Below are 12,400 nucleotides of genomic sequence, written 5' to 3'. Positions count from 1 at the left end.
GATTTTGCTCTACGAAGAATTCAACGAGTTTTGGGACGTGGCGCGCAAGCGCAACATCATTTTTTTCTACGCGGGCTATTTCTCGCAGCACGTGGTGGCCGCCATCGCCGAAACCATCAAGGCGCGGCTGGACACGGCCGGCGCGGCGGGGCCGACGCGGCGCCGCATCTTCTCGTCCTTTGTCGAAATGTCGCAGAACATCATGCACTACTCGTCGGACACGCTGACCCCGGACCACGCGCAGGCCAGCCAGATGCGGCGCGGCTCGTTCTGCATCGGCATGCGCGAGGACAGCTTCTTCCTGCTGTGCGCCAACCCGGTCTCCACCGAAAGCGTGAACGCCATCCGAGCGCGCCTGGAGCCGCTGCACAGCATGACCATGGAGGAAATCAAATCCGCCTACAAGAAGGCGCTGCGCGACGAAACCCCTGCCGACAGCAAGGGTGCAGGTCTCGGCTTCCTGACCATGGCGCGCGACGCCAGCGCGCCGCTGGAGTTCGAGTTCGTCAAGGAGACGCACGACCCGGACACCACGGTGTTCTGCATCAAGGCCATCATCTGAAAAAGAAACCAACGTCATGGAACCCTACTACATCTCCGCTTCGCCCACTTCGCCCGAGATCGACTTCCGCTTCGACCAGCACACGCTGTCGATCAAGGGCGAGTCCTATCCCGAAAACGCCGCGCTGTTCTACGGCCCGGTGATCGAACAGGTGCGCGCCTACCTGGCCGGCTGCGGCCAGGCCGACATCACCGTCAACGTGTCGCTGGCCTACTTCAACAGCTCCAGCACCAAGATGCTGTTCACGCTGTTCGAGGCGCTGAACCAGGCCGCCATGGACGGCAGCGCGGTGCGCCTGAACTGGTACTACGACGAGGACGACGACACCATCCTCGAATTCGGCCAGGAACTGCAGGACGATTTCGGCGCGCTGGACTTCAGCAACCATCCGGTGGCGCATAACTGACCCTATGGCTGAACCGGACCTGTTCGCCGCCGAGAGCGCGGTGCTGGCCGCCGCGCGCGCGGCGCACGAGGACGACGGCGCCGGCGCGGCCGAGTACCGCCGCGTGCTGGGCGAGATGATGGCGCACTACGAGCGCCTGATGCGCGAAACGCGCCGCCTGATACGGCGCAGCGACCGCGCCGAGCGCGACATGAACCAGCTGAACCGCCAGCTGCACGAGCTGGCCGGCCAGCTGGAATACCGCGCCACGCACGATCCGCTGACCGGGGCGCTGAACCGCGCCGCCCTGATCGAGCACGCCAGCCGCCTGCTGGAGCAGGGCGACCTGGCCCTGATCGTGCTCGACATCGACCACTTCAAGCAGGTCAACGACGACTTCGGCCACCCGGCCGGCGACGCCGTGATCCAGGCCGTGGTGCGCTGCCTGGTGTCCCTGCTGGGCGACCAGGTGGCCATAGGCCGCGTGGGCGGCGAGGAATTCTCCGTGGCCTGGCCCACGCGCCACGGCGCCGAGGCGGCCCTGCTCGGGGAGCGCGTTTGCCACGCCATCGCGCGCGAAGTGTTCGCCGCCCCCATCAACCGTCCGGTGACGGCCAGCGTGGGCATCAGCTGGAATCCCTGCGGCACCTCGTTCGACACCGCCTACCTGCGCGCCGACGAGGCGCTGTATGAGGCCAAGCGCGCGGGCCGCAACTGCGTGCGCCTGGCGCCCTGAATTTACGGTATCCTTGCAAGCTGCCGGCGCCGTCTTTCGTCGCCGTTTAACAGCTCGCTTCAACGAGGACTCCCGTGGCATTAGCGCCCATCAACGACCCCCAGCAGCTCCGCGCCTGGCTGGCCGCCGCCGCCGCGCGCGACGCCAAAGCATTCCGATCCCTGTATGACGCAACTTCGCCGAAACTGTTCGGCTACGCGCTGCGTATATTGCATAAGCGCGAGCTGGCCGAGGAAGTGCTGCAGGAGAGTTTCGTCTCCATATGGAATAGCGCCCGCAGTTACCAAAGCCAGCTGGCCGCGCCCATGACGTGGATGGCAGCCATCGTGCGCAACAAGGCGCTCGATGCGCTGCGCCGCGTGGACGGCACCCTGGAGATCGACGTGGATACTTTTGACAGCACCATACTGAATGCCCTGCATGACCCCGGTGCGACGCCGATCGAGGCGCTGCAGATCAGCAGCGACGCCAAGGCGCTGGCCTATTGCATGTCCATGCTGGAGGGCTTGCACCGTCAGGTGATCGGCATGGCGTTTTATCACGACCTGTCGCACAGCGAAGTGGCGCAGCAGATGGCCATCCCCATCGGCACGGTGAAAACCTGGATACGGCGCAGCCTGGAACGCCTGAAGACCTGCCTGGCGAAAGGGGAGCGGCCATGAATATCCGGGGCAATCCAGGCCTGCGCGAGAAGCTGGCGGCCGAATATGTGCTGGGCACGCTGCGCGGTGGCGCGCGGCGCCGCTTTGAAGGCTATATGCATAACGACGCGGCGCTGCGCCGCACCGTGGCCGAATGGCAGGACCGCCTGTTGCCGCTGTCCGAGTTCGCCGGCGAGCAGAAACCGCGCGCCGAAGTGTGGCGCGGCATTGAGCGGCGCCTGCGCCTGGTTGCGCCCGCGCCTGCCTGGCAGTTCTGGCGCCAGGAGTCGCTGAGATACTGGCGCGGCCTGAGCATGGCTTCGGGCGCGGTGGCGGCGCTGGCCATTGCCGTCGCGTTGACGCTGACGCTGGCGCCGCCGTCCGAACAGGCGGCGGCCATCAACTACGCCGCCACGCTGACGGACGAGCAATCGCAAACCGCCATCCTGCTGACCGGCGACAGCCGCCACCAGGTGATGGAGGTGCGGGTGGTGAACGGCGTGGCCGTGGCGGACGACAAGACGCTGCAGCTGTGGGCGATACCCAAGCAGGGCAATCCGCGCTCGCTGGGCATCCTGCCGGATAACCGCAGCGCCAGGCTGGCGCTGTCCGAGCGCGCCATCGGCAGCGACGTGCAGCTGCTGGCCATCAGCCTGGAGCCGAAAGGTGGCTCGCCGAATCCCAACGGCCCGACCGGGCCGGTCCTCTACAAGGGCAACTGGGTCCGGCTGCTTTAAAAGCGGTGCGTGAGCGTGAGCCGGAAGGTGCGTGGTTCGACCGGGTGGATATGCCGGTCTTCCACCCCGCCGGCCGCTTCGCCGCGCAGGCGGGAGGCATAGTAGTACTCGATATCGCTGGCTTTCTTGTCCAGCAGATTGAATACATCCAGCGTTAAAGCGGTGCTTGGAGCCAGCTTGTAGGCCAGGCGAGCGTAGGCCAGCGCGGTCGATGCCGAGCGCACGCTGTTGTCCGCAGTGAGCGGACGCGGACCAAAGTAGCGCACCTGCAGGCCGCCGGACCAGCGCTGCAGATCCGTCACCGTCACGCCGAAAGAGGCAGCCCGTTCCAGCGCGCCGCTGATGCGGTTCTCCGTTGCGGGGGCGTCGCGGTAGCGCGCGCGGGAGGTGGCCAGGTCCAGGTCGAACAGCAGCCAGGGACGGGCGATGTAGTGGTTGTTCCATTCAATGCCGTTGCGGCGGCTCGCGCCGCTGGCTTCGGTTTCCCCCGCGTCGCCGACGTACACCAGCTCCGACGCGCTATCCATTTTCCACAGCGCCAGCGAGCTTTGCAGCCCGGGCAGCAGTTCGCTGCGCAGGCCCGCCTCGTAGCCGCGCGTGGCCGCCAGCGGCGTGACCGGCTGCGCAGCCCCGCCGTCCGCCAGCCGCGTTTGCGTAACGCCGCGTGCGTCGTTGCTGTGGAAGCCTTTGCCGAAGTTGAGGAAATATTCCGTCCGCGCCCACGGCCCAAAGATCAGCGACAGCTTGGGCGAGACGATGCCGCTGCTGGCTTTGCCGCTGTTGCCGGCCATGTCGCTGCCGACCTTGAACCGGTAGGCGTCGTAGCGCAGGCCGGCCACGGTGCGGAAGGTCGGCAGCCAGTTGGCCACGTTCTCGGCATACAGCGCGGCGCTGCCCTCGTCGAGCCGGTCTTCGCGTATGGTGCCGGTGCGCGCGCGTGCGGTGGTGGTGTACAGGCCAAGCGGGGACACCTTGTCGTAGCGGACCTGCAGGCCTAGCTTGCTGCGCATGGCAATGCCGCCGGCTTCATGCAGCCAGGTGTTGCTGGCGTCCGCGCCCATTACGTTGCGGCGTTCGCTTTGCTGGAACTGGTCGCCCTGTTCGGGGTTCTCCAGCAGATAGCTGAAGTTGCTGTACAGGTCCAGGCTGGAATGCAGCGCGTAGGCGCTGAATTCGAAGCGGCTGTCCGCGTTCCTGCGGTGCAGCGCGTAGGACAGGCTGTAGCGGCTGCTGATGCCGCCGTCGCTGGCGTCCAGCGTGCCGAAGCGGCTTATCAGGCCGGAATCGAGGGCGCGCTGCGGCACCTGGTCTGTGGCGCGCCAGCGGTTGCGGTAGGCCATGCCGGTGATGCTGTAGCCCTGGTCCGCGCCGCCCGCGCTGTAGCGCAGCACGGCGCTGTATTTGCGCACGCCTTCCGGCACGTCCCAGGGGCCGTCGTTGTGGTTGGCCTCCAGCGCGTACAGCAGATTGCCGCCGGCGTAGCCGCTGCTGTTCGCCACCACGGCGCGGCGGTAGCCGTTGCCGCCCAGTGTGATGCTGGCCATGCCCGGCAGCGTGTCCGCCAGGCGGATGCGCGCCGCGCCGGCCGAGGCGAAGTCGCCCGTGTCGGCGAAGTAGGCGCCTTTCTGGTAGTCGATGCGCTGCACCAGCTCGGGGATCAGGAAGTTCAGGTCGGAATAGCCCTGGCCGTGCGCGTGGCTGCGCATGTTGACCGGCATGCCGTCCACGAAGGTGGCGAAGTCGGTGCCGTGGTCCAGATTGAAGCCGCGCAGGAAGTACTGGTTGGCTTTGCCGTCGCCGCTGTGCTGCGTGACGATCATTCCGGGCACGAATTCGAGCAGCTCGCCGGTGCGCAGCGCGGGGCGGCTGGCAATGAGGCTGGAGGTGATGCGGCCCTGGCTGGCCGCGTCGGAAGTGCCGATGGCGTTGTCGTAGTGGCCGATGACGGCGACCACTTGCGGGGCACTTGCCGCGCCGGGGGCTTCGTCGCCAGGCGCGGCCTGTGCGCCGCTGGAGCCAAGCTGCGCCGCCAGCTGTGCGGCAAGCAAAGCGGCTAACCGTCCCGCCGCGCGGACGGCGCCATGCCGGGTTGTGTGCATGAGATGCTCCGTTTGTGCTGCCGCCATGTTCAAAGGGCGGCCAGTTTGATGTCGAAAGCGCGTTCGCTGAGCCACATGCTGGCGGTCAGCACGATCAGCGCGGAACCGCCCACGAATACCACCTGGCGGTAGAACCAGGTGGCGCGCAACAGGAAGGCCAGCGGCAGGAAGGCGGCCACAATGGCCAGCTGTCCCAGCTCCACGCCGGCGTTGAAGCCCAGCAGCGACAGCAGCAGCGAGCCTTGCGGCAGGCCGAGGTCCGCCAGCACGCTGGCGAAACCGAATCCATGTATCAGGCCGAAGGCGAACGCGCCCACCCAGCGCTTGGAACGCACGATGGGCGCCAGGTTGTTCAACGCAGCCGCGATGACGGAAGCCGCGATGACGGATTCCACCAGGCGCGAAGGCAGCGTTACCAGGTCCAGCGCGGCGAGGCTGAGCGTGATGGAATGCGCCAGCGTGAAGGCGCTGACGGTCTTCAGTACGTCGATGACGGTGCCGCGCAATTCAGGCGCGGCGCGCCAGGAATGGTCTTTCCACACCAGTACAGCGGGCAGCAGCAGCGACAGCAGGAACAGAATGTGGTCCAGGCCTATCCAGATATGCCACACGCCGTGCTTCACATAGGCGGCGAATTGGGCCAGCCGCGCGGGCTGGACCAGCTGTATCACCTGCTCTTGCTGGCCGCTGCCGAAGATGGCGCTGGTGGTGTCGGCGGATGCCGCATCCGCCGCGCCCGAGTGCTCCAGGCGCAGCAGGCCTTTGTGCTGCGGGTCGGTGTCGGCGAACAGGCTGTAGCGGATACGCAGCGCGGCGGGCGCCGTGGGGCAGTAGGCGCGGAAGCGCAGCACGGTGTAGGCGCCGTCGCTGTGGCGGTCGATCAGCTGATCGCCGGCGGTGATGGTGCATGCGGCCTGCGTCTCTCCATCCGCCGCCAGCGACAGCCGGGACAGCGCATAGGCAGCGATCTGGCTGTGGTGGTCGCGGATCTCGTCCCAGGTCAGCTGGCCGTCGCCGTCGCTGTCGAGGCCTATCGCGTAGTCCAGGTCGCGCAGGGCGATGTCCCACTGGCCGTCGATATGCTGGCCGCCCGCGCGCAGCACCAGGTAGCTGTCGCTGGGCTTGTGGGCGGCGGCCGGGCCGGCGGCGCAGCACAGCAGCAGGCAGGCCATAAGCAGGCGCATCATGGCTGCATCCTCGCGGCCAGGCGCGGCACGTCCGGCCGGCTGGCAGGCGTTGTGGCTGCGGCTGGCCTGAGCTGCGCAGCGAGCGGCTGGATGGCGGCGTCTTCCAGCGCGGTTTGCGCCATCCACGCCAGCGCGGGGGCGGCGGCGGCGCGGTCGCCGGCCTGCAGCGCCGCCTCAAGCAGGATGCGCAGATCGGCCGGTTCCTTCTGCACCGCCCAGTTGCGCTGCGCCAGCGCCAGCGCGGCCTTCGCATTGCCGCTCAAATGCAGTTCGTAGCGGGCCTGCTCGCGCTGGTGCACGCTGTCCCCGCGCAGGGCGGCGGCGTCGAAGCGCGCCTGGAGTTCATGGGTGTCCGCCGCCAGCTGTTCCTGGAGCTCGGACGAGGGACGCTGTCCTTGGCGCTGCCGCTGCGCTTGCTGCTGCTTGAGCGCCAGCGCATGGCGCAGCAGCAGGCCGTCGATGCGGCGGTGCTCTTTGGTCAGCGCCGCAGCGTCGGCGGCGCGCTGCCGGTCGAGCAGAAAGTCGGCGTAGGCGCCCAGCAGGTAGCTGTCGCGCGGCGCCAGTTTCAGCGCGGCCTGGTAGCGCGTTTCGGCCAGCGGAGCGTCGCCGCGCCGCGCCGCCATTTCCGCCAGCTGCGTCAATGACCAGGCTTGCATGCCCGGCTCCGCGTTCGTGCTGCGCTGCAAAGTGGTGGCCAGCAGCATGTCGCTTTTGAGCAGGCGGCCGGTCAGGCCCGACACATTGGTCAGGCAAGTGATGCTGGACAACTGGTCCGCCAGCGTGGACAGGCGCGCGCAGCTGGCCGTGGCCGCGCTGTACTGGCCTAGCACGGTCTGCACGGTGGCGCGGGTGAGCCAGGCTTGGGCGTTGGACGGCTCGGCCGCCGTCACGCCGTCGAGGTCCGCCATGGCGGCCGGGAACTGGTGGATGTTTTGCAGCAGCGTGGCGCGCAACAGGCGTATGGCGGCCGGCGGCGCCGCCTCCTTCCACCACGGCGCCAACGCAGCCTGCGCGTAGCCGAAGTAGCGCGGATCGGACTCGCTGCGGCCGATGCCGATATAGCGCTGCGCCAGCGCCGCAGCCAGCTCCGCGTTGCGCGGCGCGGCCATCAGCTGCAGCCGCAGGCGGCGCAGTTCGAGTTGCTGCGGGTCGCTGCGGCGCGGCAGCGCTTCGATGACTTCGGTCCCGGCGCTGGGGAGGTGGGGCGTGGCCCGTGCCGGCGGCGCTTGCAGCGAGAGCGTGGCGGCGAGGGCGGCGCCCAGGAATAGGGGGATGCTGGTCATGATCTTGCCATTTCTGTGTAAGCCCCGCGCCGTGCAGGGTTTGGGCACGGCGCGGGGAGGACTGCTTGCCTAGTTGGCCACCGGATCGGTGTTGTCCGGCGTGGTAACGGCCACGCTGTCGATCTCCACCGGCTCCTTGTCTTCCGGGGACGTGGCGATAATGGCCAGCACCGCCGAATAGAACGCGTCCAGCATGGCGACGGGCGGCGGCGCCGGGGGCGGCGTGGTGACGCTGCCGGAGTCGCCGCCGCCGCCGCTGCCGCAGCCGGCCAGCAATAGCGTCAGCGCCAGCGCGCAAGGCGTGATACGGGTCAGTGTTTTCATCATGCTCTCCTTACTTCTGCGGCGAGCCGGCCAGCGGCGTCTTCAGGTAGGGGAAGCCGGCCGTGACGAAGGTCTCGTCGAGGTAGGCGCCGTCGGTGAAGCGCAAGGCGCCGGCCGGGGCGTCGGCCGGCGTGCAGCCCAGGTTGAGCGTGCACAGCTTGCCCATCATGACGCGCAGCGCGATATCCACCACGTCGTCGCCGGGGCGGCGGCCATTGGGGAAGCCCGCGTTGTCGCCGTCGATTACGCCCAGCCGCTTCTGTGCACCGCTGGGCGTGGGAGCGATGGAGGTGTTCAGCCGCAGCATTTCGGAGGCGGTGACGGTGGCGGGCTGGTTCAGGCCTTTCACGCCGGTGAGGAAGGCCGCCACCAGGTCGTTGCGCGGGAAGTTGGTCGGCGCCTTGGCGCCGGCGCTGCCGTACAGGATTTCCACCAGCGCGGGCAGGGTGGGGTTGGTGACGTAGTCGGCGAACTGGCTGTCGCCGGAAGGCTTGCTGTGGTTGAAGCGGTCCTTGTCCTTCAGGCCGATCACCACCTCGTTCACCAGCGGCGCGCCCAGGCGCGACACCTGCGTCCACGCGCCGCCTTCCCTGGATGATCCGACAGCGCTGCCCGGCGTGGGGTTCAGCAGGCGGCCCTGGCGCATGCTGGCGGTGGTCCAGCCGCCGATGACGGGGTCGCCGCCGGTGGCCGATGCGGTCAGGCAGTCGGCCGCCACTTCCAGTTCGATCGACGTGACGTTTTTGAGCGCCAGGTCGTCCCTGGCGTTCTTTTCGGCGCTGGCCAGGAACTCGACGGCGGGCGCCTTGATGTTGATCAGGTCGAAGGTCTCGCCCAGGTTGACCACGAAGGGGTCCTTGCGCTGGCCGACGAACATGCGGGCCGGGGTGGCGCAGCCGGGGATATTCACCGCGTACATATGCTTGGCCGAGTAGGCGGCGTAGTCGGGTATTGATTTGTTGCCGATATTGTCAACCGGCTTGTCGAAGGTGGCGCCGCCGCCGGACGCGTTGGTCACCGAGGATCGGGCGCCGCTGCGGCGGTCGCCGCGCACCACGGCCACGGTGTAGGTCTCGCGCACATTCAGGCCGGCCGGATTGACGTCGTTCACCGCGCCGCCATTGATGACCAGCGGGATGGACACTTTCTTGCCGCCCACGGTGAGCTGCGTGTCCTTGTTGGTGCTGCTGAAGCGGAACTGGAAGCTGAGATCCTCTTTGGCGTCGCCGTTGTTGTCGATGTGGATCTCGTACAACGCGTCCGGATCCATGGCGAAGTAGTTCGGGCCGCCGTAGGCATCCTGCAGCGGCACGTAGTTGGCGATCAGGGTGACGAATTTCTCTCGTCCCGGCTCATAGCTGCGGAACATATAGAAATCGGTGGCGTCCACTTTGGGATTCTTGGTGATGAAGGGCGCTTCCCGGTGGCTGGATGCGAACGCTGCAGGCGCTAGTGCAATGGCCATCAGGCTGCCGATCAAGGCAGCCCGCAGCGGGTACTTCTGGTTAGTTGCCATGCTAATTCCCCTTTATGTAGGTGGTCTTCGAAGTGCTGCACAGGCATATACGGAGAGGGGAGCGGATCGGATTCAAAAATTGTGAAATTAATCTGCGACATGGTGCATTTTGTTTAATACAATCGAGGTCGGATGATCCGGCAGCAAGGAGGCGGTTCGCATATGCGCCCATCAGAGCAGCTTTCCAAACGCAAGCCAGCCAGCCGTGTCCGTGCCGGCCTGGCGGTGTGCTGCGTGTTTGCGGGGCTGCATGGCGCGCTGGCGGCGCCCGCAGGCGAGGCGATCCTGCCTTTGCCCCAGGCCGCGCGGCAGGATCCGGCCAAGGTCGCGCTGGGGCGGCGCCTGTTCAGCGATGCGCGCCTTTCCGGGGACAAGCGGCAGTCCTGCGCCGCCTGCCACAATCCCGCCGCAGCGCAGACGCGGACGCAGGCGCAGCCCCGTCCCGGCATGCTCGATGCGCCCACCGTCTTCAATGCCGCCTTCAACTTCCGCCTTTACTGGGACGGCCGCGCCGCCACGCTGGAGCAGCAGGCCGGCAGCGCCATCGAGAACCCCGCGGAAATGGCGGCGCGCTGGGCCGATGTGCTGCGCACCGTGGAGCAGGACGCGGACTACCGGCGCGGCTTTTCCGCCGCCTTCCGCGACGGCGTAACGCGGGCCAATATCGAGCAGGCCATCGCCGCGTATGAGCGCACGCTGACCACGCCCGGTTCGCGTTTCGACCGTTACCTGCGCGGCGACTACGGCGCCATCAGCGCCGCCGAGCGCGAAGGCTATGCGCGCTTCAAGCAGGCCGGCTGCGTCGCCTGCCATCAGGGCGTGAACGTGGGCGGCAATATGTACCAGCAGCTGGGCGTGATGGAGGCCTACCCGGACCGGGACGCCGCCGCCAGGCGCTTCAAGGTGCCCAGCCTGCGCAACGTGGCGCGCACCGCGCCCTATCTGCACGACGGTTCGGCCGCCACGCTGGAGCAGGCGATCGGCATCATGTTCCGCTACCAGCTGGGCCGCCCCGGCAGCAAGGAGGACCAGGCACTGATCGCCCAGTTCCTCGCCACGCTGTCCGCGCCGCCCGGAGCGCAGCCATGAAGGGCTGGCGGCGCGCGGCGCGCGGCTGGCTGCCGTTTGCCTTGTTGGCCGCGCTGCTGGCCGGCGCGCTGCTGTATCTGTACCAGGATGCCAGGGACTACGACGCGTCCAGCTATGCCGGCAACGTGGCGCTGCTGCGCCAGATCAAGGAGCTGGATGCGACCTGGGAGCTGGACGTGATGAAGTCCCGCATGGGCATGAACCAGAATTACGATGCGCTGGTGGCCACCCAGCGCGAGCTTGAAGCGCTGCCGCAGCAGGTCCGCCTGCCGCCGCTCCGGTCCGGCGACGCCTCCACCGAAGCGCTGGCCGCCGGCGTGGCGGCGCTGCGGCGTGAGCTGGCGGGCAAGGCGGCCATGATAGAGCTGTTCAAGTCGCACAACGCGGTGCTGCGCAATTCGCTGGCCTATCTGCCGGCCGCCACCGGCGACATCGTGGAGCTTGGCGCATCCGGCGCCGGCCGGGGCGGACTGCGGCAGGCGGGCGTGGCCGCCAACAAGGTGCTGCTGGCCACGCTGGTGCACAACGAGAACGCCAGCGACGAAACCCTGTTCGACATGGAACTTGCGCTGGCCGTGCTGTCGGCCGGCACGCGCGGCCTGCCGCCGCAGCTGGCGCAGCGCCTGGAGCTGCTGGGCGTGCATGCGCGCACGGTGCTGCGCGAACAGCGCGCCGTGCGTGATCTGCTGGCGGCCATCGTGGCCGCGCCGGTGGAGCAGCACCTGGACCGCATCGGCGACCTGCTGAGCGCGCGGCAGCAGAGCGACACGGTGCAGATGCAGCGGCACCGCCTGTATCTGCTGCTGCTCTCGGCCGCGCTGGCGGCGCTGCTGCTGTACGCGGCGCTGCGCCTGGTGCGCAGCCACGCCATCATCCAGCGCGTGAACCAGCAGCTGCGCCAGGCCAACGAGGGACTGGAGGCGGCGGTGCGCGAACGCACCGGCGAACTGCTGCGCGCCAACGGCCAGCTGCACACCGAGATCGCCGAGCGCAAGCAGCTGGAAGGGCGGCTGGTGCAGTCGGAGAAGCTGGCCTCCGTAGGCCAGCTGGCGGCGGGCGTGGCGCACGAGATCAACAATCCGCTGGCCTTCCTGGCGGCCAATTCGGCCATGCTGGAGCGCTACCTGGAACGCATGTTCGACATGCTGGCCGCCTACGAGGAGGCCGAGCTGGCCATGGCCGGATCGGCCGACGTGGCGGCGCGCCTGAAGGAAAAGCGCGAGCGGCTGGAGCTGGCCTATCTGCGCGAGGACATTCCGGCCATGCTGGACGAATCGCGCGAGGGCATGGGGCGGGTCAGCAAGATCGTGCTGGCGCTCAAGGAGTTCGCCAGCAGCGCCGCGCAGCAGCGCTGGGAGCTGGCGGACCTGAACGGCTGCGTCGACGCCGCGCTGCACTCCGTCGCGGCCGACGTGGACAAGGCCGCTGTCGTGGACAAACACTACGGCGCGCCGCCGCCGGTCGAATGCATGCCAGCGCAGCTTAACCAGGTGGTGGTGAATCTGCTGCTCAACGCCAGCCAGGCCATGGGGACGCAGCGCGGCCGCATCACGCTGCGCACCGGGACTGCGGGCGGCCAGGCCTGGCTCGAGGTGGCGGACGACGGCTGCGGCATGGCGGCCGAGGTGCTGCCGCGCATTTTCGATCCCTTCTTTACCACCAGGGACATAGGCCAGGGCACGGGCCTGGGCCTGGCGCTCACCTACGGCATCGTGCAGCAGCACCAGGGCCGCATCGACGTGCAGTCCGAACCGGGCAAGGGCAGCACCTTCCGCGTTTCATTGCCGCTACGGCGGAGCGGCGAAATATAGCCACGCGGCGCTGGTTCTGCAATAGAATCG

12 protein-coding genes are annotated in these 12,400 nt (G+C 68.0%); 7 read left to right on the top strand and 5 right to left on the bottom strand.

All coding sequences use genetic code 11. The annotated features are described in order from the left end of the window. The first annotated feature begins 4 nt into the window (after window positions 1-4). From GTP77_RS04280 to GTP77_RS04260, 5 genes are all read left to right on the top strand, one after another. The gene (locus tag GTP77_RS04280; RefSeq protein WP_161070938.1) at window positions 5-562 is read left to right on the top strand and encodes a SiaB family protein kinase; all 558 of its coding nucleotides are present in this window, start codon (window positions 5-7) and stop codon (window positions 560-562) included. A 16-nt stretch (window positions 563-578) separates the two neighbouring features. Next, a complete protein-coding gene (locus GTP77_RS04275; protein WP_161070937.1) occupies window positions 579-968 on the top strand; it encodes a DUF1987 domain-containing protein in 390 nt (129 codons plus the stop codon). Window positions 969-972: 4 nt separating this feature from the next. Next, complete coding sequence (locus GTP77_RS04270) at window positions 973-1,683, top strand: GGDEF domain-containing protein (protein ID WP_161070936.1); 711 nt, start codon at window positions 973-975, stop codon at window positions 1,681-1,683. Between the two features lie 74 nt (window positions 1,684-1,757). Next, window positions 1,758-2,345, top strand: a complete 588-nt coding sequence (locus GTP77_RS04265; RefSeq protein ID WP_161070935.1) for a sigma-70 family RNA polymerase sigma factor — start codon at window positions 1,758-1,760, stop codon at window positions 2,343-2,345. Continuing rightward, entirely contained in the window at window positions 2,342-3,061 is a 720-nt protein-coding gene (locus GTP77_RS04260) for an anti-sigma factor (protein WP_161070934.1), read from the top strand. The genes GTP77_RS04265 and GTP77_RS04260 overlap by 4 nt, the downstream gene beginning before the upstream one ends. Here GTP77_RS04260 and GTP77_RS04255 read toward each other — a convergent pair. From GTP77_RS04255 to GTP77_RS04235, 5 genes are all read right to left on the bottom strand, one after another. Continuing rightward, complete coding sequence (locus tag GTP77_RS04255) at window positions 3,058-5,160, bottom strand: TonB-dependent receptor (protein WP_161070933.1); 2,103 nt, start codon at window positions 5,158-5,160, stop codon at window positions 3,058-3,060. The genes GTP77_RS04260 and GTP77_RS04255 overlap by 4 nt on opposite strands. A 29-nt stretch (window positions 5,161-5,189) precedes the next feature. Beyond that, window positions 5,190-6,347, bottom strand: a complete 1,158-nt coding sequence (locus tag GTP77_RS04250; RefSeq protein ID WP_161070932.1) for a HupE/UreJ family protein — start codon at window positions 6,345-6,347, stop codon at window positions 5,190-5,192. Then, window positions 6,344-7,630: a hypothetical protein gene (locus GTP77_RS04245; RefSeq protein ID WP_161070931.1), complete on the bottom strand. Its 1,287-nt coding sequence runs from the start codon at window positions 7,628-7,630 to the stop codon at window positions 6,344-6,346. Before GTP77_RS04245 ends, GTP77_RS04250 begins: the two co-directional genes overlap by 4 nt. A gap of 69 nt (window positions 7,631-7,699) precedes the next feature. Further along, a complete protein-coding gene (locus tag GTP77_RS04240) occupies window positions 7,700-7,957 on the bottom strand; it encodes a hypothetical protein (protein WP_161070930.1) in 258 nt (85 codons plus the stop codon). Window positions 7,958-7,964: 7 nt separating this feature from the next. Beyond that, window positions 7,965-9,470, bottom strand: coding sequence for a DUF4331 domain-containing protein (locus GTP77_RS04235; protein ID WP_161070929.1), 1,506 nt, complete (start codon window positions 9,468-9,470; stop codon window positions 7,965-7,967). Window positions 9,471-9,632: 162 nt separating this feature from the next. Here GTP77_RS04235 and GTP77_RS04230 point away from each other — a divergent pair, with 162 nt between their 5' ends. Together GTP77_RS04230 and GTP77_RS30860 are read left to right on the top strand one after the other, a co-directional pair. Then, the gene (locus GTP77_RS04230; RefSeq protein WP_161070928.1) at window positions 9,633-10,559 is read left to right on the top strand and encodes a cytochrome-c peroxidase; all 927 of its coding nucleotides are present in this window, start codon (window positions 9,633-9,635) and stop codon (window positions 10,557-10,559) included. After that, the gene (locus GTP77_RS30860) at window positions 10,556-12,370 is read left to right on the top strand and encodes a DAHL domain-containing sensor histidine kinase (protein WP_161070927.1); all 1,815 of its coding nucleotides are present in this window, start codon (window positions 10,556-10,558) and stop codon (window positions 12,368-12,370) included. The genes GTP77_RS04230 and GTP77_RS30860 overlap by 4 nt, the downstream gene beginning before the upstream one ends. Window positions 12,371-12,400 lie beyond the last annotated feature (30 nt).

Origin of the sequence: Pseudoduganella aquatica (assembly GCF_009857595.1) — a bacterium.
Lineage (GTDB): Bacteria > Pseudomonadota > Gammaproteobacteria > Burkholderiales > Burkholderiaceae_D > Rugamonas > Rugamonas aquatica_A.
The sequence above is the reverse complement of the archived record's forward strand: the minus strand, read 5'-3'. Positions and strand labels throughout refer to the sequence as shown.

What these genes read in the sequence shown, in the direction of transcription:
- GTP77_RS04230 (WP_161070928.1), top strand. Translation starts at nt 9,633, where the DNA reads ATGCGCCCATCAGAGCAGCTTTCCAAACGCAAGCCAGCCAGCCGTGTC.
- GTP77_RS04275 (WP_161070937.1), top strand. Translation starts at nt 579, where the DNA reads ATGGAACCCTACTACATCTCCGCTTCGCCCACTTCGCCCGAGATCGAC.
- GTP77_RS04235 (WP_161070929.1), bottom strand. Translation starts at nt 9,470, where the DNA reads ATGGCAACTAACCAGAAGTACCCGCTGCGGGCTGCCTTGATCGGCAGC.
- GTP77_RS04250 (WP_161070932.1), bottom strand. Translation starts at nt 6,347, where the DNA reads ATGATGCGCCTGCTTATGGCCTGCCTGCTGCTGTGCTGCGCCGCCGGC.
- GTP77_RS04270 (WP_161070936.1), top strand. Translation starts at nt 973, where the DNA reads ATGGCTGAACCGGACCTGTTCGCCGCCGAGAGCGCGGTGCTGGCCGCC.
- GTP77_RS04255 (WP_161070933.1), bottom strand. Translation starts at nt 5,160, where the DNA reads ATGCACACAACCCGGCATGGCGCCGTCCGCGCGGCGGGACGGTTAGCC.
- GTP77_RS30860 (WP_161070927.1), top strand. Translation starts at nt 10,556, where the DNA reads ATGAAGGGCTGGCGGCGCGCGGCGCGCGGCTGGCTGCCGTTTGCCTTG.
- GTP77_RS04260 (WP_161070934.1), top strand. Translation starts at nt 2,342, where the DNA reads ATGAATATCCGGGGCAATCCAGGCCTGCGCGAGAAGCTGGCGGCCGAA.
- GTP77_RS04240 (WP_161070930.1), bottom strand. Translation starts at nt 7,957, where the DNA reads ATGATGAAAACACTGACCCGTATCACGCCTTGCGCGCTGGCGCTGACG.
- GTP77_RS04245 (WP_161070931.1), bottom strand. Translation starts at nt 7,630, where the DNA reads ATGACCAGCATCCCCCTATTCCTGGGCGCCGCCCTCGCCGCCACGCTC.